Source organism: Kitasatospora sp. NPDC090091 (assembly GCF_044747365.1).
GTDB lineage: Bacteria > Actinomycetota > Actinomycetes > Streptomycetales > Streptomycetaceae > Kitasatospora.
The window spans coordinates 396,636-422,959 of the sequence record NZ_JBIVDY010000005.1; the positions used below are offsets into that span (position 1 = coordinate 396,636).

A 26,324-nucleotide genomic window follows, 5' to 3' on the forward strand; every position below is an offset into this window, starting at 1 on the left:
GCCCGGACGGATGGCCGTTCAGGCGGACGGCTGCGCCGGGTCGAGCAGCCGGGCGACGTCGGGGAGGACGGCCCGGTCGTGGTCGATCCAGTCGACCTCGGCCAGTTCGCCCGGGCCGAGCCAGCGCAGCTCGTCGTGGTCCTCCAGCGGCCGGGGCTCGCCGGAGAGCAGCTCGGCCACCCAGAGCCGCAGCTCCAGGCCCGGACGGACCAGCCAGGCCCCCGGCAGCCGCTGCAGCGCCCTGGCCCGGACGCCCAGCTCCTCCAGCAGCTCGCGTTCGAGCGCCTGCGGCTCGGTCTCGCCGGGCTCGGCCTTGCCGCCGGGGAACTCCCAGCGCCCGGCCACCTCGGCCGGCGCACTGCGGCGGGCGGCCAGCACCCGGCCGCCGTGGATCAGCGCGCCGCCGACCACGATCCGGTTCGCCGTGCCGCTCGCGCCGGGTTCCATGAGGTCCCCGGTGTCCGTCGGGTCGCCGGCTGCGGTGGCGGCTCCGGCTGCGGTGGCGACTCCGGCTGCGCCGATGCCACCGCGGCCGCCGATCGCCCCGGTGGCCTCCATCGGCCGGGCCGTGGGCTCGGCCCAGTACAGCTGCTTGTGACCGCGCGCCTCGAACTCGGCCGCCAGCCGCTCCGCCTCGTCCCGGGCCAGGCCCTCCGCGACCGGGAAGCGGTTGCCGTTGTCGTCCTGCCGCATCACCCGAAAGGTGTCCATGGCGGTGAGCTTAGGACCTGCCGGAGCACCGCCCGGAGCGCGGTGCTCCGGGCCGGGGCCCCGGCCCGCGTGGGGGCTCGGGCCGGGGCCGCGTCCACCGGACGCTACGCGCACCGCGCTACCGGCGCGTACGACCCCTGTTAACGCCGGGTAACCGTTGCGCCGAGTCAGGGTGGGGCTGGCCGGCGCCGGTCCCCGGGGGCTTCCCCGGCCTCCCGGTTCCGCCGGCCCCGTCAGACTTGGATGTCGCCGACCTGCTCGCCGGTCGAGAGTCCGAGCTCGCGCCGGATCTCGGTGGTCAGCCTGGTCGACTTGGCCACCAGCGTCTTCGCCCGCCGGACCTCGCGTTCGAGCGCCGTCCCGTCGGTGGTCTTCGCCGCGGTGTCCCAGGCGGTCGCCGCCTCCCGCTGGGCGGCCACCAGCTCGGCGACCTTGGGCCGGGCACCCTCCGGCCAGTTCGTCGACGTCTTGGAGAGGTCCTCGGCCTCCTTGCGGGAGGCCTCGGCCATCTTCCGGGCCCACGCCCGGTACTCGGCGTGCGCCTCGTCGATCTCGGCGTCCGGCTCGTCCCAGTACGCGCTGTTGAAGGCCCGGGCGGCCTCCAGGTAGGCGAGCTGGGCCGGGTTCAGGCCGGCCCGGTCGGTGCGGACGCTCCCGCGGTGCAGGCCGTCGCGGTCCTCGTAGGCGCAGGTGACGTCGCGCTCGCCGGACTTCCAGTTGGCCCGGCTCGGGTAGAGGTAGACCTCGTCCATGCCGTCCGGCACGGCCCAGTAGTCGAGGGCGTACTCGTCGAGCACCGGGGTGCAGAGCGCGGCGGCGCGCTCGCGGACCCGGGTCTCGCCCGGGTAGCCCGGGCCGTCGCTCTCCGGGATGCGGGCGGTGCCGGCCACCTCGCCCTGGTGCGGGAGCATGCAGGGCACCCGGCTCACCCAGAAGACCGCCTGGTCCGCGGTACCGGACCCGGGGTCGGCGCCGGAGTGGTCGCCGGGCAGGTTGTAGCAGTCGCCGGCCTTGAGCGAGGACCAGACCACGGCCCCCGGCGGGGCCTTGGGGGCACGGGCGGGGCGGTCGGCGTCCTCCGTGGCGTCGACGCCGGCGGCGACCACGCCGAGGAGGCCCACCAGGAGGGCCAGCGTGCCGAGCGCGCCGAGGACGACGCCGGTGACGGCCATGCCGCGGCCGCGCTCGTTGCGCCGGTGGAGCTGGATCAGGGCGACGATGCCGAAGACCAGCGGGAGCGGCCAGAGGCAGAGCAGGCCGGTGATCAGCGCGGCGACGGCGAAGCCGTTGGTGGCGCCGGGATCCTGCGGGTAGGCGTAGCCGGGCTGGTAGCCGCTCAGTGCGCCGGGCGGGACGGTGGCCCAGCCGGTGGCGGCGGGCGGGGGGACCGGCGCGGCGGGCGGCGGGGTGTGCGGCGGGGTGTGCGGCGGGGTGTGCGGAGCGGACGGGGCGGTGCCGGACACCGGAGCCGCCCAGGGATCGTCCGGGGCGGCGGCCGCCGGCCCGGCGGGCGTGACCGGCTCCCCGGCGGCCGCCGGGGCCGGCTTGGTCAGCTCGACCCGGTCGGCGGGCGCCGCCGCAGCGGCCGGGGCCGTGCCCTCGTCCGAGTCCGGCCCGGCCGCCGACGTCGCCCCCGCCATCGCCTCCACCGTCACCGCCGCATCCGGCCCGGCTCCGTCGGACGCGGGTGCCGGCGCAGCTGCCGGCGCCGGCGCGGGCGCATCGGGCTCGGGCTTGGACACGTTGGACTCCCCGGCCCGCCGCTCGCGGGCATCAGCTCGGCAGTTCGACTCGAACGCTCCGTGGACCGACCGACCGCCGAACGGCGGGCGACCATGGGAACGGACGCGCGACTCTACCCGATCTTGCGAAGGGCTCTTCGCGCATTTCCCCGGCCCGCCGCACCACCCCCGAAACCGCCCTGGGGCCTGTCCTGTGGATCAGGTCGGATCACGCCGCCGACCCGGCCTGATCCACAGGCCAGGCCCTAACCGCGCGCCAGCACCTCCCCGTGCAGCATCGCGAACCAGCCGTCCCCGTCCGCGGCCCAGGCGCGCCAGCCGGCCGCGATCCGCTCCAGCTCCGCGCGGTCCGCGAACCCCTCGGCCACCGCCGTCCTGGCGATGCCGGTGCCCACGATCCGGTCGGCCCACATCCCGCCCCACCAGGCGCGCTGCTCCGGCGTCGCGAAGGTCCAGCTGCTGGACGTGGCGGTCACCTCGGTGAAGCCCGCCGCGCGGGCCCAGGACAGCAGCCGCCGGCCGGCGTCCGGCTCGCCGCCGTTGGCCCGCGCGACGTCCCGGTACAGCTCCAGCCAGCGCTCCAGCTCCGGCGCCTGCGGGTACCAGGTCATGCTCGCGTAGTCGACGTCCCGGACCGCGACCACGCCGCCCTCCGCCGTCACCCGGCGCATCTCGCGCAGGGCGGCCACCGGGTCGGCCACGTGCTGCAGCACCTGGTGGGCGTGCACCACGTCGAACTCGCCGTCGGCGTAGGGCAGCCGGTGGACGTCCGCGACCGCGAAGACCACGTTGGCCAGCCCGCGGCCGGCGGCGAACCGGGCCGCCGCCTCCAGCACCTCGGCCGAGGTGTCCACGGCCACCACCCGCCCGGTGGGGCCGACCAGCCCGGCCAGGTCCGCGGTGATCGTGCCGGGGCCGCAGCCGACGTCCAGAACGGCCTGCCCGGGCCGCAGTTCGGGCTTCAGGTAGGCCGCCGAGTCGTCGACGGTGCGCGAGCTGTGCGAGCGCAGTACCGGCTCCTGGTGGCCGTGGGTGTAGACGGCGTCGCGCTGCTGTCCGGTCATGGCGGATCCCCCTCGGGTGCGGTCGATCTCCGACGCCTCCGACGCTACTCCTCATCCCGCATGACGAGAAGATTCGTCTCATATGGCGATCGGAGTGCAGCACGCGAAAGCCCCCGCCCGTTACCGGGCGGGGGCTCGCTACTTGCAGCGGGGGTCAGTTGACGGTAAACCAGGTGCTCCGCGACTTCTTCCACTCCGGGTGGGTGAGGTCCTTGGCCTCGACGCCGTCACCGTAGAGGACGGCCGAGCCGTCGTCGGTGATCAGCTGCACCCGGGCGCCCGGGACGGTGAGGTCCGGCACGTCCGGCACCGCCTCCCAGCCGCCCGCGTCGGAGGTCGGCAGGTTCAGCAGCTTGACCGGCTGCGAACCGGGCCGGCCGTCCCAGCGGTAGAGCGCGTACGGGTCGGAGTTGTCGTCCGCCGCCCACGAGCCGGCCACGATGACGTACTGGCCGAGCGCGTTGCGCCGGATGTCCCGGACGGAGAGCCCGCCGAGGTCGAGCTCGATCGGGGCACCGAACGTGGCGTGCGCCGAACCACCCGGCAGCGATGAGAAGTTGGTGACCGGCACGATCAGCGCCCGGCCGCCGGTGACCGCCGGGGTCAGCGGCGCGCGGAAGCCCACGTACGCGGTGGTGGTGCTGCCCGGCGCGAACTCCAGGCCCTCGACGTTGAAGCCGTCGATCTGCTTGGGCACCTGGCCGTCCGCCGCGCCCGCCGCGAAGCCGTAGCGGTTGCCGTTGGCCTTGTCCCAGGCGATCAGGTCGGCACGCAGACCGGTGTACTTGCCCGCGAGCGCCAGCTGGGTGCTCGCCCCCGAGCCGGTGACGGTGGTGGCGAAGACGGTGTGCCGCTCCGTCTTGATCACGCCGTCCTTGTTGTTGCCCAGCGAGCCGGTCCAGTAGATCGTGTTGCCGACCCGGGTGGCGCCCTCGATGTCGATCTCCTTGGAGACGCCGAGCGCCGAGCCGAAGTCCCAGGTGCGCACCGGCGCGCCGGAGGCGTTGCGGTCGTAGAGCCGCAGCACGTTGGACTCGTCGTCGGCCACCACGATGTAGCCGCCGCCCGCGTCCACCGCCGCCGAGGCGTCGCTGGAGCCGGTCAGGTAGCGGCTGTCGGCCGAGTGCTGCACGGCCGCCGAGGCCGCGTAGTGCAGCGTCTTCGTCGCGGTCTTGCCGCCGAGGCCGGTGACCTTGATGGTGAGGTCGGTGTAGCCGACGCCCTGGGCGGCGACCGCGAGGGAACGGGTCCCGGTGGTGCCGGTGACGGTGACGTCACCGGTGCGGGCCACCGAGCTGCGGGTGGTGGCGGAGGCGGCGACGGTGAGCGCCGAGGCCGCGGCGCCGCTCTGCGCGACAGTGACGGTGACGGTCGGGTCGCCGGTGGCGCCGACCGCGCCGGAGAGGTAGCCGGCCGAGAGCGTGATCGTGGGAGTGCCGTACGTCACGGCGGCGGCGGATCCGGCGGGCAGCGCGAGCACCGGCAGAGCGGCGACGGCGACGGCCAGCGGCAGCAGGCCGCGGGAGAGACGGGACACGGGGACAGCCCTTCGACGTGGGGGGCGGTGCGAGGTCCGGACCAGGGTGGGGCCCCTCGGCGAACGCCGCCCCTCCGACAGCGGGCCGCCGGACGAACAGCAACCCTCGTGCGGCTCCGCGCGGCCGGCGGGCCGTACCGTGGAGCGGCACCCGACAGAACGGTTCCACCATGACCGCCCCGCGCCCCTTCGTCCTGCTGAGCGCCGCCGTGTCGCTCGACGGACACCTCGACGACGCCGGCCCCGAGCGGCTGCTGCTCTCCAACCCGGCCGACTTCGACCGGGTGGACGAGGAGCGCGCCGCCAGCGACGCGATCCTGGTCGGCGGCAACACCCTGCGCGCGGACAACCCCCGGCTGCTGGTCAACGACCCCGCCCGGCGGGCCGCCCGGCTCGCGGCCGGCCGGCCCGAGTACCCGCTGAAGGTCACCCTCAGCGCGAGCGGCGCGCTCGACCCGTCGCTGCGGTTCTGGCACACCGGCGGCGCCCGGCTGGCGTACACCACCGACGCCGGTGCGGCCGTGCTGCGCCCCGCACTGGACGGGCTGGCCGAGGTGGTGGCCCTCGGCGGCACGGTGGACCTCGGCGCGGTGCTGGACGACCTCGGCGCGCGCGGGGTGCGCCGGCTGATGGTCGAGGGCGGCAGCAGCGTGCACACCCAGTTCCTGGCCCGGGGCCTGGCCGACGAACTCCAGCTGGCCGTCGCCCCGTTGCTGGTCGGGCAGGCGGACGCGCCGCGCTTCGTCCACCCCGCGGCCTTCCCCGGCGGCCCGGTCCGCCGGATGCGGCTGCTGGAGGCACGTACCGTGGGCGACGTCGTCCTGCTCAGGTACGCCCCGAAGGAGCCCGCCCCGTGACCGCCGACCTCGACTTCCTGCGGAGGGCCGTCGAGCTCTCCCGCCAGTGCCCGCCGTCCGGGACGGCGTTCTCGGTCGGCGCGGTGATCGTCGGCGCGGACGGCGAGGTGCTCGCGGAGGGCTACAGCCGCGAGTCCGACCCGCACGACCACGCCGAGGAGGCGGCCCTGGCCAAGCTCCCGGCCGACGACCCCCGGCTGCGCGGGGCCACCGTCTACAGCTCGCTGGAGCCGTGCGGACGGCGCGCCTCGCGTCCGCGGCCGTGCGCCCGGCTGCTGATCGCGGCGGGCGTCCCGCGGGTGGTGGTGGCCTGGCGCGAGCCGGCCACCTTCGTCGCGGAGACCCAGGGCGCGGCGCTGCTGGAGGCGGCCGGAATCGAGCTGGTGGAGCTGCCCGAGCTGGCCGAGGAGGCCCGCGCGGTCAACGCCCACCTGCTGGGCTGAGCCCGGCGGCCGGTGCCGGGGCCGCGCCCGAGGGTGCGGCCCCGGCACCGGTGGCTCAGCAGTGGGCGCGGGTGGCCAGCCAGCCGGCCATCGCCCGGACGCCGACGCCGATCGCCCGCTCGTCCGGGGTGAAGGTCTCGTAGTGCGGGTAGCTCGTCTCGATCCCCGACCCGGGGGTGCGGACCCCGAGGAAGGTGTAGGTGCCCGGGATCCGCTGCAGGAACAGCGCGTAGTCCTCCCCGTTGAAGGGGTAGGCGGTGTGGTTCACCGTCACCCCGCCCGGACCGAGCACCCGGCGCAGGTGCCGGGCCAGCGCGTCGGTCTCCTTCTCGGGGCAGACCAGCGCCGGGAACGGCGGCTTCGGGAAGGCGACCGCTCCCGCGTACGGCTGCGCCAGCCGGCGGAGCTCCTCGCGGATCTCGGGGGTCCGCTCCTCCGGCCAGCAGCGGAACTTCACCGCGACCGTGACCCGGCCCTCGGCGTCCGGCTTCTCCCCGGCCCTGGCCTGGGTCACCAGGAACCGGGCCAGCGGCCCGTCCGGCGTCTGCACGTCCGCGACCATCCGCTCCAGATCCGCGGGCAGCTGCGGCAGGGCCACCGTGCTGAGCGCGGAGATCTCGCCCGCCAGCCGGGCGGCCGCCCCGAGCGCGTCCGGACCGGTCAGTGTGATCAGCGCCTGATCCTGGCCGGGCAGCCCGGTGCCCGGGGTCACCGCGAACTGCCCCACCGGGTAGGGGCCGCAGTGCAGCGCGTGGATCTCCTCGGCGCCGGTGCGTTCCAGCACCCGCTCGCCGATCATCGCCTCGGCCCCGCGCAGGCTCTCCTCGCCGGGCTGGAAGAAGAACGCCACCGTGCCGCTGAGCCGGTGCCGCAGCTGCGCCAGCACCTGCGCGACGCCGACCCCCACGGTGGTGTGGATGTCGTGCCCGCAGGCGTGCGCCGCCGGGCGGTCCGGCTTCCGCGGCATGATGCCGTCCCCCGGCACGGCGTCCATGTCGGCGCGGTACGCCACCGTGCGCCCGGGGCGGGCACCCCGCAGGACGGCCACCACCCCGGTGCCGGGCACCGGGTTGCCGTCCTTGTCCACGGTGGCCCCCACCCCGGTGGTGACCTCCAGCCCGGCGGCCCGGAGCCGCTGCGCCACCGCCGCGGCGGTGTGCGTCTCGTGGCCGGCCGTCTCGGGGTTCGCGTGCAGCTCCCGCCGCAGGGCGAGCAGGTCGCCGTCGAGCCGCGCGGCCACCGCGTCGACCGCGGCCTGGTCGATCGGGTTGCGCCGGTGCGCGGAGTCCGCCGCGGCGGCCGCCGTCCCGGACGCCAGCACGGCACCCACCCCCGCGGCCGCGGTCCCGCCCAACAACGTCCGTCGGCTCAGGGCAGGCCTGTTCGAACGAGTCATGATTCCCCCATCGCATGATCAACTCACATCTGATCGACAGTCAATCAACCGACGACCGGGGGACGTCAATGTCCCACCGTCTCGAAACGGAACCGCCCGGCCACCGTCCGGGGACAGCAGCCGGGCGCTCCCGGATCCACACAGGGGTCAGACGTTGAAGCGGAACTCCACCACGTCGCCGTCCTGCATGATGTACTCCTTGCCCTCGATGCGGGCCTTGCCCTTGCTGCGGGCCTCGGCGATGGAGCCGGTCTCGACCAGGTCGTGGAAGGAGATGACCTCGGCCTTGATGAAGCCCTTCTGGAAGTCGGTGTGGATCACGCCGGCGGCCTCGGGGGCGGTGGCGCCCTTCTTGATCGTCCAGGCGCGGGTCTCCTTGGGACCGGCCGTGAGGTAGGTCTGCAGGCCCAGGGTGTCGAAGCCGACCCGGGCGAGGGTGGCGAGGCCGGGCTCCTCCTGGCCCATCGACTGGAGCAGTTCGAGCGCCTCGGCGTCGTCCAGCTCGATCAGCTCGGACTCGATCTTGGCGTTGAGGAAGATCGCCTCGGCGGGGGCCACCAGCTCGCGCTGGGCGTTCTTGAAGTCCTCGTCGGCCAGCTCGTCCTCGTCCACGTTGAAGACGTAGAGGAAGGGCTTGGCGGTCAGCAGGTGCAGCTCACGGATCGGGGCGGTGTCGAAGCCGGCCTCGAAGAGCGTCTTGCCGGTCTCCAGGATCGCCTGGGCGGCCTCGGCGGCGGCCAGGACGGGGGCGGTGTCCTTCTTCAGGCGCGCCTCCTTCTGGAGCCGGGGCAGCACCTTCTCGATGGTCTGGAGGTCGGCCAGGATCAGCTCGGTGTGGATGGTCTCGATGTCGTCCTTGGGCGACACCTTGCCGTCCACGTGCACCACGTCCGGGTCGGTGAAGGCGCGCACGACCTGGCAGATCGCGTCCGACTCGCGGATGTTGGCCAGGAACTTGTTGCCCAGGCCCTCGCCCTCGCTGGCGCCGCGCACGATGCCCGCGATGTCGACGAAGTCGACGGTGGCCGGGAGGATGCGCTGCGAGCCGAAGATCTCGGCGAGCTTGGCGAGGCGCTCGTCCGGGACGCCGACGACGCCGACGTTGGGCTCGATGGTGGCGAACGGGTAGTTGGCCGCCAGCACGTCGTTCTTGGTCAGGGCGTTGAACAGGGTCGACTTGCCGACGTTCGGCAGGCCGACGATTCCGATCGTGAGCGACATGAAGCGAAGTCCCGTGGGCTTGGAGGAGTTGGGTCGGCACCGTGCGGGCCGATCCCCCAGTCTACGGGCAGCGGGTCAGGCGCCGGCCGCCGCCGGTAGCGGCTCCAGGAACTCCAGCCGGTTGCCCAGCCGGTCGTGGCTGTGGAAGCGGCGGTGGCCGGGAAGCTCGCCGTCCCAGACGACGTCGTGACCGTGGGCGGCCAGGTGGTCGGCGAGCGCGTCCAGGTCGTGCACCTGGATCCCGGGGTGGCCCTTGCGGGAGGGACGGAACTCCGCCACCACGCCCAGGTGCACCTCGACCCCGCCGCCGCGGAACCAGCAGCCGCCGCGCGCGGCCAGCACCGGGGGCTTGGGGAGCTCGGCCATCCCGAGCACGCCCTGCCAGAAGGCGCGGCACTCGTCCTCGGCCCCGGCCGGGATGTCCAGCTGCACGTGGTGCAGCCGCGCGAAGGCGAATCCCGTGCTCATGCATCCCCCCGGACGAGTTGATCGACGATCACATCAGTACTCCGTTCGAAGACACGGAGCAAGCTCCCGAACGGCCATTACACAGTGTGGCGATGATCGGACCGTACGTTGGGTGGGTGGAGCAGAGCATCCGAACCCAGCCGCCAGGGCCCAGACGCCGACCGCCGAACGGCGCGGCCGGGGCCGCCGTCCCCGGCCCCGGGCGGGCCCCCGAGACCGCCGGACCGGTCGGAGCGGCCGCCCCCGCCTCCCGGCTGCGCCCGGTGGCCGGCGCCACCGACCGCGGCCGCTCGGCCGGCGCCCGGCCGCGGCTGCACCTGCCGTTCGCCGCGCGCTCCGGTGAGCGCGCCGACGGGCGGTCCCCCGAGCGCACCGGCGAACGCGGTGACGGCCGCCCGAACGGCCGCCTCTACGGGCGCCGGCGCACCGGGCGGCCGACCCGGCTGACCGCGGTCGGCACCGGCGTGGCCGCGATGGCCGCGACCGTCGCGGCGGCCGGCCTGGACCGGCTGCTCTTCGGCGGACTCGGGGTGCTGTTCGGCGTCGGCTACCTGCTGGTCTGCTTCCAGCTGGCCGTCCGGGTGCGCTTCGCCGACCTGCTGGCCGCGCCGATCAGCGGGCCGATCGCGTTCGCCGCCGCCCTGCTGCTGCTCGGCCCGGTCGCCTCCTCCGGGGTGACCGCCCAGGTGGTGGCGCTGGCAACCGGACTGGCGCTGCGGGCCGGCTGGCTGTTCTCCGGCACCGGCCTGGCCGCCGTGATCGTGCTGGCCCGGTTCGTCGCCCAGAAGCGGATCCACCGGACGCGCTGAGGGGCGGCCCACCGGCCGCCCCTCCCCACCGCACCCGCCCACCGCACCCGCCCGGGCCCTCCCGGCGATCCGGTCAGCCGGCGACGCGGGCCGCCGCCATCGCCGCCCCGACGATCCCGGCGTCGTTGCGCAGCTCCGCCGGGACGACCTGCGCCCCTCGCGCGCGCAGCAGCGGCAGGAACTTCTCGTGCTTGCGGCTCACCCCGCCGCCGATCACGATCAGCTGCGGCGAGAAGAGCATCTCCACCAGGTCGAGGTACTCGTCGACCCGCTCGGCCCACTGCGCCCAGCTCAGCCCGTGCCGCTCCTTGGCCGCCGAGGAGGCCCGCCGCTCGGCGTCCTTGCCGCGCAGCTCCAGGTGGCCCAGCTCGGTGTTGGGCACCAGCGCGCCGTCCACGAACAGGGCGCTGCCGATGCCGGTGCCGAAGGTGAGCACCAGCACCACGCCCGGCCGGCCGCGGCCGGCGCCGTGGGTGAGCTCGGCCAGCCCGGCGGCGTCGGCGTCGTTGAGCACGGTGGCCGGCAGGTCGAGCGCCTCGCGGAACAGCCCCTCGGCGTCCAGGCCGATCCAGCCCTTGTCGACGTTGGCGGCGGTCCTCGTCCGGCCGTTCACCACCACGCCGGGGAAGGTCAGGCCCACCGGGCCCTGGTGGTCGAAGTGCCGGACCACCTCGCGGACGGCGGCGACCACGGCCTCCGGTGCGGAGGGCTTCGGGGTGAGGACCTTGTGCCGCTCCTGGGCGAGCACGCCCCGGCCGAGGTCGACGGGGGCACCCTTGATGCCCGACCCGCCGATGTCCACACCGAATACCGCCGTCATGACGACCGCCCTCCGCCGACTCCGTTGTCCACGACCGCAGGCCGGGTTGTCCACAGCCTGTGCATACCTCTGCACCAAGCTACGAGAGCCCGCGCGGGTGCGCACAACGGAAGACCCGGCACCCCGTGGCGGGGTGCCGGGTCTGCGGATCCGGGGTCAGAGCTTGCCGGCGGCCTCGGCGCGCAGGTCGCGGCGGAGCTCCTTGGGCAGCGAGAAGGTCAGGTGCTCCTCGGCGGTCTTCACGGTCGACACGTCGCCGTAGCCGCGCGCGGCCAGCCACTCCAGGACGCCCTCGACCAGGATCTCCGGCACCGAGGCGCCGCTGGTCAGGCCGACCGTGGTGACGCCCTCCAGCCAGGACTCCTGGAGCTCCTCGGCGAAGTCCACCAGGTGGGCGGCCTTGGCGCCGTACTCCAGGCCGACCTCGACCAGGCGGACGGAGTTGGAGGAGTTCTTGGAGCCGACCACGATCAGCAGGTCCGTCTCGGGCGCCATCTGCTTGACGGCGACCTGGCGGTTCTGGGTGGCGTAGCAGATGTCGTCGCTGGGCGGGCTGACCAGCAGCGGGAAGCGCTTCTTCAGCTCGCCGACGGTGGCCATGGTCTCGTCCACCGAGAGCGTGGTCTGGGAGAGCCAGACGACCTTGGACTCGTCGCGGACCTGCACCTGCGCGACGTCCTCGGCCCCGTCCACCAGGTGGATCCGGTCCGGGGCCTCGCCCATGGTGCCGATGACCTCCTCGTGGCCCTCGTGGCCGACCAGCAGGATGTCGAAGCCCTCGTCGGCGAAGCGCACGGCCTCCTTGTGCACCTTGGTCACCAGGGGGCAGGTGGCGTCGATGGTGGCGAGCTTGCCGGCCTTGGCCTCGTCGTGGACGGAGGGCGCGACGCCGTGGGCGGAGAACACCACGATCGAGCCCTCGGGCACCTCCTCCGTCTCGTCGACGAAGATCGCGCCCTTCTTCTCCAGGGTCTGCACCACGTACTTGTTGTGGACGATCTGCTTGCGGACGTAGATCGGCGCCCCGTACTGCTCCAGGGCCTTCTCCACGGCGATCACGGCGCGGTCGACGCCCGCGCAGTAGCCCCGGGGGGCGGCGAGCAGGACACGGCGCTGCGCGGTGTTGGACATGGCTCCATCGTACGGGCGGCGGCGGGCCGCGCCGACGCGTGGCGCCTTCGGCCCGGTTTCGACCGCCGATGCCCGATCGTGGTCCCCATGAGCGAGCGAGTCGGAACCGGCGGCCTGCGGCGCAGCCTGGGCGTGCGCGATCTGATGGTCTACGGGCTGCTGTTCATCGCCCCGATGGCGCCGGTCGGCGTGTTCGGCGTGCTGGACGCGAAGAGCCACGGCGCGGTGGCCGCGGTCTACCTGGCGGCGACCGTCGCGATGGGGTTCACCGCCTGGTCGTACGCCCAGATGGTGCGGGCGGTGCCGCAGACCGGCTCGGTGTTCGCCTACGCGCGGGCCGGCCTGGGCGAGGGGCCCGGGTTCATCGCCGGCTGGATGGCGATGCTCGACTACCTGCTGATCCCGGCGGTGGCGTACCTCTTCTCGGGCATCGCGCTGCACTCGCTGGTCCCGGGCGTGTCGCGCTGGGTCTGGACGGCCCTGGCGGTGCTGGTGACCACCGCACTCAACCTGGCCGGGGTGCGGACGGCGGCCGCGGTCGGCTTCGCCGTGCTGGCGATGGAGCTCGCGGTGCTGGCGGTGTTCACGGTGGCGGCGGTGGTGGTGCTGGTGCGGGACGGCGCGCAGCGCGGCTGGGACACGCCGCTGACCGCTGTCGGGGGCTTCTCCGCGACCGCGGTGCTCTCGGCGGTCTCCGTGGCCGTGCTCTCCTTCCTGGGCTTCGACGCGATCGCCACCTTCGTCGAGGAGGCGGTGGGCGCCTCGGCGGCGGTGGCGCGGGCGGTCCTCTGGTGCCTGGTGCTGGCCGGTGTGCTCTTCGTGACGCAGACCTACCTGGCGGCGCTGCTGGAGCCGGTGACCCTGCAGGAGCTGGCCGCCGACCCGGCCGCCCAGGGCTCGGCGTTCTACGACACCGTGGAGGGCTCGGTCGGGCACTGGCTGCACGTGCTGGTGGCGGCGAGCAAGGCGATCGGCGCCGCCTTCGCCGCGCTCGCCGGCCAGGCCGCGGCCGGGCGGCTGCTGTACGCGATGGCCCGGGACGGGCGGCTGCCGCGCGTCCTCGCCGCCGTCGACCCGGCCTCGGCGGTGCCGCGCCGGGCGCTGCTGGCGGCGGCGGTGATCACGATGGCCGCGGCGGTCTGGGCGGCCGAGCGGGACGACGGGCTGGACCGGCTGACCTCGGTGGTCAACATCGGCGCGCTGACCGCCTTCGCGCTGCTGCACGCCTCGGTGGTCGGCTGGTACGCGGTCAGGCACCGCTCCCGCAACTGGCTGGGGCATCTGGTGCTGCCGGTGCTGGGCATCGCGGTGATCGGGGCGGTGGTCTACGAGGCCTCGCACACGGCGCAGATCGCCGGACTGGTCTGGTTGGCGGTGGGAGTCGTCGTCCTGCTCGTCCAGGGGGCCTCCGCTGTCGGCATCCGCCGATAGCCTCGTACGCATGGCCAACACCAGCTCCCCCGAAGCCCCGCTCCCGGTCGGCAAGGTCTCCGCGCTGATCGGCGGCTGGATCGACCGGCTCGGCGCGGTCTGGGTGGAGGGGCAGATCACCCAGCTCAGCCGGCGGCCGGGCGCGGGCGTGGTGTTCCTGACGCTGCGCGATCCGCAGGCGGACGTCTCGCTGACGGTGACCTGCTTCCGCTCGGTCTTCGACCGGGTCGCGGACGTGGTGCAGGAGGGCTCGCGGGTCGTCGTGCACGCCAAGCCGGAGTGGTACGCGGCGCGCGGGCAGCTCTCGCTCCGGGCGGCGGAGATCCGGATGGTCGGGCTGGGCGAGCTGCTGGCCCGGCTGGAACAGCTGAAGCGGCGGCTGGCCGGCGAGGGGCTGTTCGCGGCCGAGCGGAAGAAGCCGCTGCCGTTCCTGCCGCAGTGCATCGGCCTGGTCACCGGGCGCGGTTCGGCGGCCGAGCGGGACGTGCTGGAGAACGCCCGGCGGCGCTGGCCGGCGGTCCGCTTCGAGGTGCGCAACGTCCCGGTGCAGGGCCTGAGCGCGGTGGAGCGGGTGAGCGCGGCCGTACAGGAGCTGGACGAGCACCCCGAGGTGGACGTGATCATCGTCGCCCGGGGCGGCGGCAGCGTGGAGGACCTGCTGCCGTTCTCGGACGAGAGCCTCGTCCGGCTGGTCGCGGCGGCGCGGACGCCGGTGGTCAGCGCGATCGGGCACGAGCCGGACCAGCCGCTGCTCGACTTCGTCGCCGACCTGCGCGCCTCCACCCCGACCGATGCCGCCAAACGGGTGGTGCCGGACGTCGGCGAGGAGCTGGCGAAGGTGCGGAACCTGCGCGACCGGGCCCGCCGGCACGTCCTCGGCCGGGTCGACCGGGAGCAGCACGGGCTGGACGGCGTGCGCAGCCGCCCGGCGCTGGCCGTGCCGCACCGGATGCTGGACGGGCGCGGCCAGGAGGTCGCGGCCCTGCTGGAGCGGGCCCGGCGGACCCTCGGGCACCGGCTGGACCACGCGCAGAGCGACCTCGGGCACACGCTGGCCCGGGTGGTCGCGCTCTCCCCCGCGGCGACCCTGGAGCGCGGCTACGCGGTGCTCCAGCGGGCCGACGGCACGGTGGTGACCGACCCGGCGCAGGTCGGGGCGGGCGACGCGCTGCACGCCCGGGTGGCGGGCGGCGGTTTCTCCGTCACGGTGGCCGACGGCCCGGAGTAGGCCCTGTCCGGCCGAGCCGGGCGGAACGGGGGGCACGGTGTCGGTGTCAGCCCCTACGCTGGCACCCATGGCAGAGCAGGAGCAGGTGGAGGCGGCGCCGCGGACGCCGGACGACGCGCTCGGGTACGAGCACGCCCGGGACGCGCTGCTGGAGGTGGTGCGGCAGCTGGAGAACGGCGGCACCTCGTTGGAGGAGTCGCTGGCGCTGTGGGAGCGCGGCGAGCAGTTGGCGAAGGTCTGCCAGCGGTGGCTGGACGGCGCCCGGGCCCGGCTGGACGCGGCGCTGGCCGCCGAGGAAGGCGCGCCCGAGAGCGGCTGACGATGCGTCAGCCCAGGTCAGAGCCCCGGTGACGCAGCTCACATTGACGCCCGGGAACAGTTGAATCTTCACTCATGTTGTGCACGTGTGATCGGCGCCCGCCGGTCGGACCGACGAATTCCGTCCCCGTCACTCTTGAGGTGTAGAGAAGCATGACCACCGACGCTCTGGTACTGGACACCGCCGCTCAGGACCTGCTCTTCCGCGAGGCCCGTACCGCCAACACCTTCTCCGACGAGCCGGTGACCGAGGAGCAGATCCAGGCCGTCTACGACCTGGTGAAGTACGGCCCGACCGCGTTCAACGCGCAGCCGATGCGCGTCGTCCTGGTCCGCTCCGCCGAGGCCCGCGAGCGCCTCGTCGAGCACATGATGGACGGCAACAAGGCCAAGACCCTCTCCGCCCCGCTGGTCGCCATCCTGGCCGTGGACAACGAGTTCCACGAGGAGCTGCCGACCCAGCTGCCGCACTTCCCGCAGGCCAAGGACCTCTTCTTCACCGAGCGTCCGGTCCGCGAGTCCACCGCCAACCTGAACGGCGCCCTGCAGGCCGGCTACTTCATCGTCGGCATCCGCGCCGCCGGTCTGGCCGCCGGCCCGATGACCGGCTTCAACGCCGCGGGCATCAACAAGGAGTTCTTCGCCGACGGCGAGCACTCGGTGCTGGCCGTGGTGAACATCGGCAAGCCGGGCGAGGACGCCTGGTTCCCGCGTTCGCCGCGCCTGGCCTACGACGAGGTCGTCACCACCGTCTGAGCCTCCCGGCACGGCGAAGGGCCCCGCACCGGTTCCGACCGGTGCGGGGCCCTTCCGCACGGACTCGCCGCGACCGCGGAGACCCGGCCGCAGAAACCCGGCCGCACCGGCCCGCCGCGCCGCGGGGCGCGCCGCCGGCCGGTGCCGGGGCGCGGGACTACTTCAACGCCTGCGCCAGCTCGGCCAGCTCCTCGTACGAGGCGGTGCCGGTGAGCACGGTGGTGGCGGTGCCGCTCCGGCTGGTCAGCGCACGGTCCTTGGTGCCCTGCAGCCGCTCCCAGGCCTTCCCGGCCACATCGGCGGTGCCGTCCGGCTTCGCGCCGGCCACGACCGAGGAGAGCAGCGCGTCGCGGTCGAGGTCGCTCTGTTCGAGCGCCGCGTACTGGCCGGACGGGGTCACGAAGCCCAGGTGCCAGGCGTTGCCTTTGCCCCTGCCCAGCGAGGCGGGCTCGTAGCTCACCGAGGTGGCCCGCCACCGGTCGGACAGCCCCTCCGGGGAGAGCAGCGGGTACGGCGCGGCACGCTTCGCCGAGGCGGCGGCCACCTTGTACTCCTTCGCGTGGACCCCGTCACCGCTCGCGTCGTGCGGCAGGAACAGGTACCCGATCCAGACCACGACGCCGACCGCCAGCATCGACAGGACCATGTCCCGCACCGTCTGCCGGCCCCTCATGCCTCTGCTCTCTCCAGCCACCCCCACATGGTGACTCATCCGGTCCCGGACACCGGCACCCGGGGTGCCCTCGTACGGGTGAACAGGGGCAAACCGACCGCTTCCGGGCCCGGGCGGCGACCCGCGCCACAGACAGTCATGTCGTGGGCAGATACGATCGCAGAACCCTCACCACGGCGTTCGACCTGGCAGTAGTCGGGCGCTCACTGGCCGTCGCGTACAGAGAGGTAACGACGATGACCACGCAGTACCCGCACACCCTCCCCCGGGCCCTGGAGGTCGCGCCGGAGGCTCCCGACCGGAACCTCGCGCTCGAACTCGTCCGGGTCACCGAGGCCGCCGCGATGGCCGCCGGGCGCTGGGTCGGCCGCGGCGACAAGAACGGCGCCGACGGCGCCGCCGTCAAGGCCATGCGCACGCTCGTCTCCACCGTCTCGATGAACGGCGTCGTCGTCATCGGCGAGGGCGAGAAGGACGAGGCGCCGATGCTCTACAACGGCGAGCGGGTCGGCGACGGCACCGGCGCCGAGTGCGACGTCGCGGTGGACCCGGTCGACGGGACCACGCTCACCGCCAAGGGCATGAACAACGCCGTCGCGGTGCTGGCCGTCGCCGACCGCGGCACCATGTTCGACCCCAGCGCGGTGTTCTACATGGACAAGCTCGTCGCCGGCCCCGAGGCCGCCGAGTTCGTCGACATCACCGCGCCGCCGGCCGTCAACATCCGCCGGGTCGCCAAGGCCAAGGGCTCCGCCGTCGAGGACGTCACCGTGGTCATCCTCGACCGGCCGCGCCACCAGGGCCTGGTCCAGGAGATCCGCGAGGCCGGCGCCCGGATCAAGTTCATCTCCGACGGCGACGTGGCCGGCGCCATCATGGCCGCCCGCGAGGGCACCGGCGTCGACCTGCTGATGGGCGTCGGCGGCACCCCCGAGGGCATCATCGCGGCCTGCGCCATGAAGTGCATGGGCGGCGTGATCCAGGGCCGGCTCTGGCCGAAGGACGACGCCGAGCGCCAGAAGGCCCTCGACGCCGGCCACGACCTGGACCGCGTCCTCACCACCAACGACCTGGTCAGCGGCGAGAACGTGTTCTTCGTCGCCACCGGCATCACCGACGGCGAGCTGCTGCGCGGCGTCCACTACCGCCAGGAGACCGCCACCACCAGCTCGCTGGTCATGCGCTCCAAGAGCGGCACCATCCGGGAGATCCACTCCACCCACAAGCTGTCCAAGCTGCGGGCCTACAGCGCGATCGACTTCGACCGCGCCAACTGATCCCGGACGCACCCGCGTCGACGACGCCCGCGGCCTCGGCGGAATCCCCCTCCGCCGAGGCCGCGGGCGTTCCCGCCGTCCGGGCCCGCGCTCAGCCCGCTATCCGCCGGCCGGCCGGCACCCGGGCCGCCTCGCGCAGCTCGGTGTCCCGGCGCCGCCGCCGGGCCAGCACCACCCGGCGCTCGGCGGCCGTCAGCCCGCCCCAGACGCCGTACGGCTCCGGCTGGGCCAGCGCGTGCTCGCGGCACTCCAGCAGGACCGGGCAGCGGGCGCAGACCTGCTTCGCCTGCTCCTCGCGCGAGAGCCGGGCCGCCGTCGGCTCCTTGGAGGGCGCGAAGAACAGCCCCGCCTCGTCCCGCCGGCAGGCCGCGCCGGTGTGCCAGGGGTCGTCGTCGCCCTGCGGCTGCGACTGCGGCGCGGGCCGGTGCTCCAGCACCCGGGCGGTCGCTACCTGCGACACGACGGGCGGGGTGGTGGGCGACGCGACTGGCGCGGTGGGGCGGGACTCGATCGGATGCAGCACGGCCGTACTCCTGACGAGGCTCTCGGACACGGGGAAGCTCGCGCCCCTGCCCGGCTGCGAGCCCCCGCTCTTCACCCCCCGGGCCGGCCTCAGGCCGCCTCCGGTGCGCAGCCGTACAAGAAGCGATGTGCGAGAGGAACTACCCCACCGCGCCGCGATTCATGCACACTGCATGCAATCGACTACAGCCTGCACTCGCCGCAACGGCGAGTGCCCGGGCGGGAGTTGTTCCCACCCGGGCACTCGGGTACCCGGTCGCGGCCGGCGGCGGGGCCGCCGACCTGCCGGTTCTGCCCCGCACCGGTCAGATCGAGGAGGCCAAGGCGGCCTATTCGGTGCCGAGTTGCTTGCGCACCCATTCCTTGAGCTTCTTGCCCTTGCGCGGCTTGGCCTCGCAACCGCCGAACACCGCCGCGCCCTTGACCCGGACCACCGGTGCGTAAGGGTCCGCCGCCGTCTGCTCCTTGACGTCGAAGCCGCCGAAGATCCCGACGCCGCTGCCGTGCAGGCTGACGTTCTCCGGCACCTTGATCTCGACCCCGCCGAAGACGGCCATCACCTCGATGACCACCTCGGGCGACTCGAAGACGGCGTCGGTCAGGTCGATCTCGACCCCGCCGAACGCCGCGACCGCCCGCAGGTGCGAGCCGACCCGCCAACGCCCCTTGCGGGACGCCCCGCCGAAGATCGCGACCATGGTCGGTGCCTCCTGCCGGGCCGGCAGCCGCACCGGCCCGTCCGGGCGCGGGCCCTGCTCCGGGGCGCCCAGCGGGGGCTTCTCGAAGGAGATCGAGCGGTGCACCGGAAGGTCCCTGGTCAGCGGCACCAGGTCGCCCAAGGTCTTGGCGGAGTAGGCGGCTTCGATCCGCTCGGCGTGCTCCTCGACGTCCAGCCGGCCCTCGGCGTAGGCGTCCCGCAGGAGCTCGGCCACGCGTTCGCGGTCCGCGTCGGAGGCCCTCATCTCCGCCTCCGCCACCGGGGCGTGGTCGGCGCGGGCCGGCGGCTTCGTCTCCGGCTTGGTCATCGGTACGGGCGGCTGGCCCTGGTCGTCCCTCGACGGCGAGTTGTCCACGGAGTCAAGACTAGCCACCGGGGCAAGCCCCGTACGCATGTCCGAGTGAGCCCGGTCACGCAGGCGGACCTGTCCGCGTACGGCGCTCCGGCGGGTCCTACCCTTGAGGGTGCTTCGCCGACGCAGCCGGAACACGGAACACTAAGGACCTCCCCCATGGCTCCCACGCCAGACTTCGAGTACAGCGACCTGCTCCCCCTGGGCGCCGACCCGACCCCGTACCGCAAGCTGACCTCCGAGGGTGTCTCCACCTTCGAGGCCGGCGGCCGCACCTTCCTCCAGGTCGAGCCCGAGGCCCTGCGGCTGCTCACCGCCGAGGCGATGCACGACATCTCGCACTACCTGCGCCCCGCCCACCTCGCCCAGCTGCGCCGCATCCTGGACGACCCGGAGGCCAGCCCCAACGACCGCTTCGTCGCGCTGGACCTGCTGAAGAACGTCAACATCTCGGCCGGCGGCATCCTGCCGATGTGCCAGGACACCGGCACCGCGATCGTCATGGGCAAGCGCGGCCAGAACGTGCTGACCGAGGGCGGCGACGAGGCCGCCGTCGCGCGCGGCGTCTACGACGCGTACACCAAGCTCAACCTGCGCTACTCCCAGATGGCCCCGGTGACCATGTGGGACGAGAAGAACACCGGCAACAACCTGCCGGCGCAGATCGAGCTGTACGCGACCGACGGCGACGCGTACAAGTTCCTCTTCATGGCCAAGGGCGGCGGCTCGGCCAACAAGTCGTACCTGTACCAGGAGACCAAGGCGATCCTGAACGAGGCGAGCATGCTCTCGTTCCTGGAGCAGAAGATCCGCTCGCTCGGCACCGCCGCCTGCCCGCCGTACCACCTGGCGATCGTGATCGGCGGCACCAGCGCGGAGTTCGCGCTCAAGACCGCCAAGTACGCCTCCGCGCACTACCTGGACCACCTGCCGACCGAGGGCAACGCGAAAACCGGGCACGGCTTCCGGGACCTCGAACTGGAGGCCAAGGTCACCGAGCTGACCCAGAAGATCGGCATCGGCGCGCAGTTCGGCGGCAAGTACTTCTGCCACGACGTGCGCGTGGTCCGCCTGCCGCGCCACGGCGCCTCGCTGCCGGTCGCGATGGCCGTCTCCTGCTCGGCGGACCGCCAGGCACTGGGCAAGATCACCGCCGAGGGCGTCTTCCTGGAGCAGCTGGAGACCGACCCGGCCAAGTACCTGCCGGACACCACGGACGACCACCTCGACGACGACGTGGTGCGCATCGACCTCGACCAGCCGATGTCCGCCATCCGCGCCGAGCTCTCCAAGTACCCGGTGAAGACCCGCCTCTCGCTGACCGGCACGCTGGTCGTGGCCCGCGACATCGCGCACGCCAAGATCAAGGAGCGCCTGGACGCCGGCGAAGGCATGCCCAAGTACCTCCAGGACCACCCGGTCTACTACGCGGGCCCGGCCAAGACCCCCGAGGGCTACGCCTCCGGCTCCTTCGGCCCGACCACGGCCGGCCGGATGGACTCCTACGTCGACCAGTTCCAGGCCGCCGGCGGCTCGATGGTCATGCTCGCCAAGGGCAACCGCAGCAAGCAGGTCACCGACGCCTGCGCCCAGCACGGCGGTTTCTACCTCGGCTCCATCGGCGGCCCGGCGGCGCGGCTCGCCCAGGACTGCATCAAGAAGGTCGAGGTCCTGGAGTACGCCGAGCTCGGCATGGAGGCCGTCTGGCGGATCGAGGTCGAGGACTTCCCGGCCTTCATCGTCGTCGACGACAAGGGCAACGACTTCTTCCGCGAGACCACCGAGGGCCCGCTGATCACCAACCTGCGCGTCCGCTCCAAGGAGTAGCCGCTCCCGCCCCGACGGCACCCCTGACCGCCCCGGACCGCCCCGGCCGCGACCTCGCGGCCGGGGCGGTCCCGCGTTCCGGCGTGGCGGGCTCAGGCGTCGAAGTCGTACTCCAGGACGTAGGAGGCCGCGTCGAGGGTCATCTCGTTGAGCTCGACCACCTGCCCCTCGTCCGCGAAGGCCGTGCGGCAGATCAGGATGACCGGCGTGCCGGCCGAGAGCTCCAGGCGGGCGCTCTCCTCCGCGCTGGGCATCCGCGAGCGGACCTCCTCGCGGAAGTGGACCGGCTTCGCACCGATCTCCGCCAGCCGCGCGTAGGTGCCGCCGGGGCCGGTGTCCTCGCGGGTGATCGCCGTCCCCGCGACCAGGCCGGCCGGCAGGTACGAGGTGGAGAGCAGCACCGGCTTGCCGTCCAGGACGAACCGCCGGTGCCGGACGCACATCGGCGCGCCCGGGTCGGCCCCGAGCACCCGCGCCACGTGGTCCGGCGCCCCCTGCTCGGTGACCGAAACCTGGTCGACGACCAGCGTGCGCCGGTCGATGTCCGCCGACCATATCGACCGGCCCGAGCCCCACTGCCCCTCGGCGAGCCGCTGGATCCCGCGCCGCCGCAGCGGCCGGAAGTCGCGGACGAAGACCCCGGCGCCCCGGCGCGCCTCGGCGATGCCCTCGCTCTGCAGCACCCCGAGCGCCTGGCGGGCGGTCATCCGGGCGACGCCGTACTCGTCCATGAGGTCGTTCTCGCCGGGCAGCCGGTCGCCGGCGCGGTACTCGCCGGCATCGATGGCCGCCTTCAGCGTGTCGGCGATCCGCTGGTACTTGGGCTGTTTCTCGCCACTGCTGCCGACCATCGCCTTCTCCTCGTCCTCGCCCGGAAATCGTAGGCGCGCCCGCGGCCGTCGGTAAGCCGATAGGACCGGTCAGGGCCGTTGACATCTCTAGAGATATTAGCTTCTCTAGAGATGCTGGTCAGTACCAGAGCAAGGAGCACTGCGGTGAGCACCCGTAAGCGCGACGCCGCGGCCTACCGACCGCGAGTGGGTGAACTCGTCCTCGACAGCAGGACCGGACGCACCGGCATCTACATGGACACCATCGGCGGGGAGCACTACCTGCGTCCCGAGGCCGGCGGCCGCGAGTGGACGGCCCTCCCGGGCCAGGTCGGGCCGGTGCCGGACCGGGCCCCCGGTCCGGACCGGACCCCGACCCGAGCCCCCGGCATTGCCGCGGAACCGGATCGGGCCCCGACCCCGGCAGCGGAGTGCGGCTTTCGCAGGGAATCGGATCACTCGCCCGAAAAGTCGGCATTTGCGGCAATCAAGCAGAGATCCGCCCAGGAGACGCTATGGGGGATCTTGCAGGGTTCACGGCGAATCCGGAATTCCGGAACGGCCTGACGCCCCCTCCGTTATCGATAGCCGCAATGGCGAGTGCCCTACGCTCCGCATCATGCGGGGCGCAGGGCACTGGCGTGGCGCATGTTACGGGTGGGCCGCGATGATGCCCTGCGGCTCGAAGACCTCGCCCGGCTCACCGGTTGCCGGAGCAGTGGGCTCCACGACACGCTCGGACTCGTCGCCGAACAGGTCGTCTTCGAGGTCCGCCTTCTGATCGGCGGTCGGCTCGGTGTATTCGGTCGGGTTCGAGGACGCGGCCACTGCGCCCTCGACCGCCTTGCCCGCCTCCACAGCGGCCTCGTCGGCCGTCTTGGTCGGCTCGGGGGTCTCGCTCTGGTTGTTGGCCATGGGCGGCCGCCTTTCAGTCATCAAATGTCTTCGGCCCCACCGGCATGGCGCGGGCGCGTCGCCAGTATCGTAGGGTTGATTAAATGTCCGATAAACATCGTGCGGCTTGCCGTGTTGTCCGGCAGAGTCGGCCCTCCGCCTAAGCTGAAGCCATCACACGGCGGACCGCCGAGCGCCCTTCGCGGAATCGACACCACAGGCCATCGGGGGACTTCATGGAGTTTCGGGAAACGCCGCCCGCACCGGCGCTGCGCTTCCAGGTACTCGGTCCTGTCCAGGCATGGCTCGACGGCAAGCCCCTCGCGCTCGGCTCACCCCAGCAGCAGGCCGTCCTGACCACCCTCCTGCTGCACGCGGGACGCCCCGTGACCACCCAGGACCTCGTCGACGGCCTCTGGGGCGACCGGCCGCCGGCCCAGGCCATCGCCGCCCTGCGCACCTACGTCTCCCGTCTGCGCTCCGTCATCGAGCCCAAGCGCGAGGTCCGCGCACCGGCCGAACTCCTGGTCTCGGTGGCCGACGGCTACGCCCTCCACATCCCCCGCGACGCGCTCGACGTGACGGTCTTCGAGAAGCTCGCCGCCGAGGCCGCCACGGCCAGGGCGGCCGGCGAGGTGCAGGACGCGCACGAGCTGCTGCTGCAGGCGCTCGGCCTCTTCAGCGGACGCCCGCTGACCGGCGTCCCCGGGCCGTACGCCGAGGCGCAGCGGCTCCGCCTGGCCGAGCGCCAGATCGCCGTCGCCGAGGAGCGGTGCACCGCCGCCCTGGACATCGGCCTGCACGCCGAGGTGGTCGGCGAGCTCAACTCGCTCACCGCCGAACACCCGCTGCGCGAGCGGCTGCGGGAGCTGCTGATGCTCGCGCTGTACCGCTGCGGACGCCAGGCCGAGGCCCTGGGCGTCTACACCGACACCCGGAAGCTGCTCATCGACGAGCTGGGCGTCGAACCCGGTACCGGCCTGTCCACGATGCACTCGCGCATCCTGGCCGCCGACCCGGCGCTGACGCCCGCCGCCGCGGCGGCAGCCGCCCCCGTCCGCGAGGACAGCCCGGTCGCACCGCCGCCGCCGGCCCAGCTCCCTGCCGACGTCTCCGACTTCAGCGGACGGGAGGAGCTGGTCTCCGAGCTCTCCTCCGCCCTGATGAACGCCACCGGGCAGGCGGTCGTGGTGACCTCACTCGCCGGCATCGGCGGCGTCGGGAAGACCACACTCGCCGTCCACGTGGCCCACCGGGTGCGGGCCGAGTTCCCCGACGGGCAGCTTTACGTCGACCTCCGCGGCGCCGGGGCGTCGCCGGCCGACCCGGCGGTCGTCCTCGGCGACTTCCTGCACGTCCTCGGTGTCACCGAGAACCCCGACTCCCTCGAACAGCGTGCGGCCCTCTACCGCTCGCTGCTCGCCAGCCGGCGGATGCTGATCCTGCTCGACAACGCCCAGGACGCCGAGCAGATCCGACCGCTCATTCCGGGTGTGTCCGGCTGCGCCGTGCTCGCCACCAGCCGGGGCCGGCTCGCCGGCATTCCGGGCGCGCACCTGGTGGACGTCGAGGAACTGACTCCCCAGGAGGCACTGGCCCTCTTCTCGGCCATCGTCGGCGAACAGCGCGTCGCCGCGGAGCCCGAGGCCTCGATGGCGGTCGTGGCGGCCTGCGGCTTCCTCCCGCTCGCCGTCCGCATCGCGGCGGCCCGGCTGGCCAGCCGGCCCCGGTGGAGCGTCTCGGACCTGGCTCGTCGGTTAGCCGACCAGCGGCGCCGGCTGGACGAGCTCCAGCTCGGCAACCTGGCGGTGGAGACCACGATCGGCCTCGGCTACGGACAGCTGTCCCCGGCCGAGGCGCGCGCCTTTCGGCTGCTCTCCCTGATCGACTCCCCCGACATCCCGCTGGCGGCCGCCGCGGCGCTGCTCGGGGTGGACGAGCTCACCGCCGAGGACCTCGCCGAGGCCCTGGTCGAGGCCAACATGCTGGAGTGCTTCACGCCGGGCCGCTACCGGTACCACGACCTGCTCCGGCTCTACGCGCAACGCCAGAACGAGCGCACCGGCGACGCCGAGGAGCAGCGGTTGGCCACGCTGCGTCTGCTCGACCTCCTGCTGGCCACCGTCTACAACGCAGCCCGCGCGATCGAGCCGGACGACCAGTTCCCCGACCCGCTGAACCCACCGGCGTCGACCGGCCTGGCGCTGGCGACGAGCGAGGCCGCACGGGACTGGCTCCGTGCCGAGAACGCCCTGATCCTCGGGGCCGTGGAGGCCGCGACGGACGGGCCGCGAGAACTGCGGTACCCGGCGGTCGACCTGCTGATCCTGCTGAACAGCCTGGGCGCGGACCCCACGCACGGGCCCCGGGTCCGTCGGGCCCTGGAGATCGCGGGCCAGAGTGCCGGCGACGACTGCGAAGCGCTCGCCCGCGTCCACTTCGCCATCGGCGCCCTTCAGGGACTCACCAGCGACTTCCAGGGTGCGGAGCACTCCCTGCGCCGGAGTCTCGAATTCCAGGCGACGGCCGACACCGTGCTCCGTTCGGCCGCCACCAACATGCTCGGGATCATCCTCAGCATCGGCAACCGGCCCGCCGAGGCCCTGGCCTTCTTCGAACAGGCCCTCGCCATCAGCCGGGTGGTCGGAGCACCGATCGGCGAGGCCCGGTTGATCAGCAACATCGCCCGCGTCCAGCAACGGCTCGGCATGACGGAGACGGCCGTCCAGTCCGCCACCGACGCGGTGGCCGCGGCGCGCACCTCGAAGAACGGGCCGTGCCTCGCGGACACGCTCTACCAGCTCGGTGTGGTGCTCTCCTCGGGCGCCGCCGTGGCGCACCTGCGCGAGGCCCACGAGCTGTACCAGTCCCAGCAGAACCCGCTCTGGCAGGGCTACACCCTGGCCCGGCTCTCCTCCTCGCTGCTCTCCGCCGGGCAGCACGCCGAGGCGGCCGAGTCCGCCGAGGAGTCGCTGGCCATCGGGCAGGAGCTGGACTCCGCCTACTGCCAGGGGCTGGCCAACGCCGCGCTCGGCGAGGCCCTGCTCGGCCTCGCCCAGCCGGCGCGCGGTCTGGCGTGTCTACAGGAGGCCCACGCCATCTTCACGCGGCTCGGTGTGCCGGAGGCCTCCCCCGTTGCGGACCTCATCTCCCAGCAGCACACCGAGCCCCTCTCTCCCCCTGCGCCGTAGGCCGCCGTCCCCCCGGTCGGCAGCCTCCCCCAGGCGTTCGGTGCTCCCGCAGCCCCCCGGCTGCGGGAGCACCCTCAACGCTTCCCCGGCGCTGGACTCCACTGTGCA

23 protein-coding genes and 1 pseudogene are annotated in these 26,324 nt (G+C 73.6%); 10 read left to right on the forward strand and 14 right to left on the reverse strand.

The annotated features are described in order from the left end of the window. Positions 1 to 18: 18 nt before the first annotated feature. From ACIPSC_RS11595 to ACIPSC_RS11610, 4 genes are all read right to left on the reverse strand, one after another. Positions 19 to 711 (reverse strand): NUDIX domain-containing protein, encoded by a 693-nt coding sequence (locus ACIPSC_RS11595; RefSeq protein ID WP_400824860.1) that lies wholly within the window; start codon positions 709 to 711, stop codon positions 19 to 21. Positions 712 to 944: 233 nt separating this feature from the next. Then, positions 945 to 2,453 (reverse strand): DUF4190 domain-containing protein, encoded by a 1,509-nt coding sequence (locus ACIPSC_RS11600; protein WP_400824862.1) that lies wholly within the window; start codon positions 2,451 to 2,453, stop codon positions 945 to 947. Positions 2,454 to 2,698: 245 nt separating this feature from the next. Next, a complete protein-coding gene (locus tag ACIPSC_RS11605; RefSeq protein ID WP_400824864.1) occupies positions 2,699 to 3,517 on the reverse strand; it encodes a methyltransferase domain-containing protein in 819 nt (272 codons plus the stop codon). A gap of 154 nt (positions 3,518 to 3,671) precedes the next feature. Next, positions 3,672 to 5,054: a hypothetical protein gene (locus tag ACIPSC_RS11610; RefSeq protein ID WP_400824865.1), complete on the reverse strand. Its 1,383-nt coding sequence runs from the start codon at positions 5,052 to 5,054 to the stop codon at positions 3,672 to 3,674. Positions 5,055 to 5,224: 170 nt separating this feature from the next. Between ACIPSC_RS11610 and ACIPSC_RS11615 the strand changes: the two are divergent. Next, positions 5,225 to 6,354, forward strand: a pseudogene (locus ACIPSC_RS11615) (dihydrofolate reductase family protein). A 55-nt stretch (positions 6,355 to 6,409) separates the two neighbouring features. On the opposite strand, the gene ACIPSC_RS11620 reads toward ACIPSC_RS11615, so the two are convergent. The 3 genes from ACIPSC_RS11620 to ACIPSC_RS11630 all read right to left on the reverse strand — a co-directional run bounded on the left by ACIPSC_RS11620 (position 6,410) and on the right by ACIPSC_RS11630 (position 9,439). Continuing rightward, positions 6,410 to 7,750 carry a M20 family metallopeptidase gene (locus tag ACIPSC_RS11620; RefSeq protein ID WP_400824866.1) on the reverse strand — a complete coding sequence of 447 codons (1,341 nt, stop codon included), beginning with the start codon at positions 7,748 to 7,750 and terminating at the stop codon, positions 6,410 to 6,412. Positions 7,751 to 7,897: 147 nt separating this feature from the next. Beyond that, positions 7,898 to 8,971, reverse strand: a complete 1,074-nt coding sequence (gene ychF / locus ACIPSC_RS11625) for a redox-regulated ATPase YchF (protein ID WP_313765365.1) — start codon at positions 8,969 to 8,971, stop codon at positions 7,898 to 7,900. 75 nt (positions 8,972 to 9,046) lie between these two features. Next, complete coding sequence (locus tag ACIPSC_RS11630) at positions 9,047 to 9,439, reverse strand: glyoxalase (protein ID WP_400824868.1); 393 nt, start codon at positions 9,437 to 9,439, stop codon at positions 9,047 to 9,049. A gap of 116 nt (positions 9,440 to 9,555) precedes the next feature. Between ACIPSC_RS11630 and ACIPSC_RS11635 the strand changes: the two genes are divergently transcribed. Further along, positions 9,556 to 10,248, forward strand: coding sequence for a DUF6542 domain-containing protein (locus ACIPSC_RS11635; RefSeq protein WP_400824870.1), 693 nt, complete (start codon positions 9,556 to 9,558; stop codon positions 10,246 to 10,248). Positions 10,249 to 10,321: 73 nt separating this feature from the next. Here the strand turns inward: ACIPSC_RS11635 and ppgK are convergent, their stop codons facing one another. Further along, positions 10,322 to 11,068 (reverse strand): polyphosphate--glucose phosphotransferase, encoded by a 747-nt coding sequence (gene ppgK / locus ACIPSC_RS11640; protein ID WP_400824872.1) that lies wholly within the window; start codon positions 11,066 to 11,068, stop codon positions 10,322 to 10,324. 156 nt (positions 11,069 to 11,224) lie between these two features. Continuing rightward, positions 11,225 to 12,199: a 4-hydroxy-3-methylbut-2-enyl diphosphate reductase gene (locus ACIPSC_RS11645; RefSeq protein ID WP_400824873.1), complete on the reverse strand. Its 975-nt coding sequence runs from the start codon at positions 12,197 to 12,199 to the stop codon at positions 11,225 to 11,227. Positions 12,200 to 12,286: 87 nt separating this feature from the next. Here ACIPSC_RS11645 and ACIPSC_RS11650 point away from each other — a divergent pair, with 87 nt between their 5' ends. From ACIPSC_RS11650 to ACIPSC_RS11665, 4 genes are all read left to right on the forward strand, one after another. Next, positions 12,287 to 13,630 carry an APC family permease gene (locus ACIPSC_RS11650; RefSeq protein WP_400824874.1) on the forward strand — a complete coding sequence of 448 codons (1,344 nt, stop codon included), beginning with the start codon at positions 12,287 to 12,289 and terminating at the stop codon, positions 13,628 to 13,630. A gap of 10 nt (positions 13,631 to 13,640) precedes the next feature. After that, positions 13,641 to 14,858: an exodeoxyribonuclease VII large subunit gene (gene xseA, locus ACIPSC_RS11655; RefSeq protein WP_400824876.1), complete on the forward strand. Its 1,218-nt coding sequence runs from the start codon at positions 13,641 to 13,643 to the stop codon at positions 14,856 to 14,858. 67 nt (positions 14,859 to 14,925) lie between these two features. Next, complete coding sequence (locus tag ACIPSC_RS11660; protein WP_238951037.1) at positions 14,926 to 15,177, forward strand: exodeoxyribonuclease VII small subunit; 252 nt, start codon at positions 14,926 to 14,928, stop codon at positions 15,175 to 15,177. A 152-nt stretch (positions 15,178 to 15,329) separates the two neighbouring features. Then, positions 15,330 to 15,932 carry a malonic semialdehyde reductase gene (locus ACIPSC_RS11665; RefSeq protein WP_400824878.1) on the forward strand — a complete coding sequence of 201 codons (603 nt, stop codon included), beginning with the start codon at positions 15,330 to 15,332 and terminating at the stop codon, positions 15,930 to 15,932. A 157-nt stretch (positions 15,933 to 16,089) separates the two neighbouring features. Here ACIPSC_RS11665 and ACIPSC_RS11670 read toward each other — a convergent pair whose 3' ends face one another. Next, positions 16,090 to 16,605: a DUF4245 domain-containing protein gene (locus tag ACIPSC_RS11670; protein WP_400824879.1), complete on the reverse strand. Its 516-nt coding sequence runs from the start codon at positions 16,603 to 16,605 to the stop codon at positions 16,090 to 16,092. 236 nt (positions 16,606 to 16,841) lie between these two features. On the opposite strand from ACIPSC_RS11670, the gene glpX reads away from it, so the two are divergent. Further along, the gene (gene glpX, locus ACIPSC_RS11675; protein WP_313765355.1) at positions 16,842 to 17,882 is read left to right on the forward strand and encodes a class II fructose-bisphosphatase; all 1,041 of its coding nucleotides are present in this window, start codon (positions 16,842 to 16,844) and stop codon (positions 17,880 to 17,882) included. Positions 17,883 to 17,973: 91 nt separating this feature from the next. Here the strand turns inward: glpX and ACIPSC_RS11680 are convergent, their stop codons facing one another. Together ACIPSC_RS11680 and ACIPSC_RS11685 are read right to left on the reverse strand one after the other, a co-directional pair. Then, the gene (locus ACIPSC_RS11680; protein WP_400825000.1) at positions 17,974 to 18,318 is read right to left on the reverse strand and encodes a WhiB family transcriptional regulator; all 345 of its coding nucleotides are present in this window, start codon (positions 18,316 to 18,318) and stop codon (positions 17,974 to 17,976) included. A 415-nt stretch (positions 18,319 to 18,733) separates the two neighbouring features. After that, positions 18,734 to 19,477: a DUF1707 domain-containing protein gene (locus ACIPSC_RS11685; RefSeq protein ID WP_400824881.1), complete on the reverse strand. Its 744-nt coding sequence runs from the start codon at positions 19,475 to 19,477 to the stop codon at positions 18,734 to 18,736. Between the two features lie 156 nt (positions 19,478 to 19,633). On the opposite strand from ACIPSC_RS11685, the gene ACIPSC_RS11690 reads away from it, so the two are divergent. After that, complete coding sequence (locus ACIPSC_RS11690; protein WP_400824883.1) at positions 19,634 to 21,301, forward strand: fumarate hydratase; 1,668 nt, start codon at positions 19,634 to 19,636, stop codon at positions 21,299 to 21,301. A gap of 92 nt (positions 21,302 to 21,393) precedes the next feature. On the opposite strand, the gene ACIPSC_RS11695 is transcribed toward ACIPSC_RS11690, so the two are convergent. Next, complete coding sequence (locus ACIPSC_RS11695) at positions 21,394 to 22,152, reverse strand: GntR family transcriptional regulator (protein ID WP_400824885.1); 759 nt, start codon at positions 22,150 to 22,152, stop codon at positions 21,394 to 21,396. Between the two features lie 144 nt (positions 22,153 to 22,296). Between ACIPSC_RS11695 and ACIPSC_RS11700 the strand changes: the two genes are divergently transcribed. Continuing rightward, positions 22,297 to 22,698: a hypothetical protein gene (locus ACIPSC_RS11700; protein WP_400824886.1), complete on the forward strand. Its 402-nt coding sequence runs from the start codon at positions 22,297 to 22,299 to the stop codon at positions 22,696 to 22,698. Positions 22,699 to 22,782: 84 nt separating this feature from the next. Here the strand turns inward: ACIPSC_RS11700 and ACIPSC_RS11705 are convergent, their stop codons facing one another. Next, positions 22,783 to 23,046 (reverse strand): hypothetical protein, encoded by a 264-nt coding sequence (locus ACIPSC_RS11705; RefSeq protein ID WP_400824887.1) that lies wholly within the window; start codon positions 23,044 to 23,046, stop codon positions 22,783 to 22,785. Between the two features lie 215 nt (positions 23,047 to 23,261). On the opposite strand from ACIPSC_RS11705, the gene ACIPSC_RS11710 reads away from it, so the two are divergent. Then, positions 23,262 to 26,216: an AfsR/SARP family transcriptional regulator gene (locus ACIPSC_RS11710; RefSeq protein WP_400824888.1), complete on the forward strand. Its 2,955-nt coding sequence runs from the start codon at positions 23,262 to 23,264 to the stop codon at positions 26,214 to 26,216. The last annotated feature ends 108 nt before the right edge of the window (positions 26,217 to 26,324 follow it).

Bases quoted from the DNA above. Each gene is read 5' to 3' on its own strand.
- ACIPSC_RS11595 (WP_400824860.1), bottom strand. From the start codon at position 711: ATGGACACCTTTCGGGTGATGCGGCAGGACGACAACGGCAACCGCTTC.
- ACIPSC_RS11605 (WP_400824864.1), bottom strand. From the start codon at position 3,517: ATGACCGGACAGCAGCGCGACGCCGTCTACACCCACGGCCACCAGGAG.
- ACIPSC_RS11620 (WP_400824866.1), bottom strand. From the start codon at position 7,750: ATGACTCGTTCGAACAGGCCTGCCCTGAGCCGACGGACGTTGTTGGGC.
- ychF (WP_313765365.1), bottom strand. From the start codon at position 8,971: ATGTCGCTCACGATCGGAATCGTCGGCCTGCCGAACGTCGGCAAGTCG.
- ACIPSC_RS11630 (WP_400824868.1), bottom strand. From the start codon at position 9,439: ATGAGCACGGGATTCGCCTTCGCGCGGCTGCACCACGTGCAGCTGGAC.
- ppgK (WP_400824872.1), bottom strand. From the start codon at position 11,068: ATGACGGCGGTATTCGGTGTGGACATCGGCGGGTCGGGCATCAAGGGT.
- ACIPSC_RS11645 (WP_400824873.1), bottom strand. From the start codon at position 12,199: ATGTCCAACACCGCGCAGCGCCGTGTCCTGCTCGCCGCCCCCCGGGGC.
- ACIPSC_RS11650 (WP_400824874.1), top strand. From the start codon at position 12,287: ATGAGCGAGCGAGTCGGAACCGGCGGCCTGCGGCGCAGCCTGGGCGTG.
- xseA (WP_400824876.1), top strand. From the start codon at position 13,641: ATGGCCAACACCAGCTCCCCCGAAGCCCCGCTCCCGGTCGGCAAGGTC.
- ACIPSC_RS11660 (WP_238951037.1), top strand. From the start codon at position 14,926: ATGGCAGAGCAGGAGCAGGTGGAGGCGGCGCCGCGGACGCCGGACGAC.
- ACIPSC_RS11665 (WP_400824878.1), top strand. From the start codon at position 15,330: ATGACCACCGACGCTCTGGTACTGGACACCGCCGCTCAGGACCTGCTC.
- ACIPSC_RS11670 (WP_400824879.1), bottom strand. From the start codon at position 16,605: ATGAGGGGCCGGCAGACGGTGCGGGACATGGTCCTGTCGATGCTGGCG.
- glpX (WP_313765355.1), top strand. From the start codon at position 16,842: ATGACCACGCAGTACCCGCACACCCTCCCCCGGGCCCTGGAGGTCGCG.
- ACIPSC_RS11690 (WP_400824883.1), top strand. From the start codon at position 19,634: ATGGCTCCCACGCCAGACTTCGAGTACAGCGACCTGCTCCCCCTGGGC.
- ACIPSC_RS11695 (WP_400824885.1), bottom strand. From the start codon at position 22,152: ATGGTCGGCAGCAGTGGCGAGAAACAGCCCAAGTACCAGCGGATCGCC.
- ACIPSC_RS11705 (WP_400824887.1), bottom strand. From the start codon at position 23,046: ATGGCCAACAACCAGAGCGAGACCCCCGAGCCGACCAAGACGGCCGAC.
- ACIPSC_RS11710 (WP_400824888.1), top strand. From the start codon at position 23,262: ATGGAGTTTCGGGAAACGCCGCCCGCACCGGCGCTGCGCTTCCAGGTA.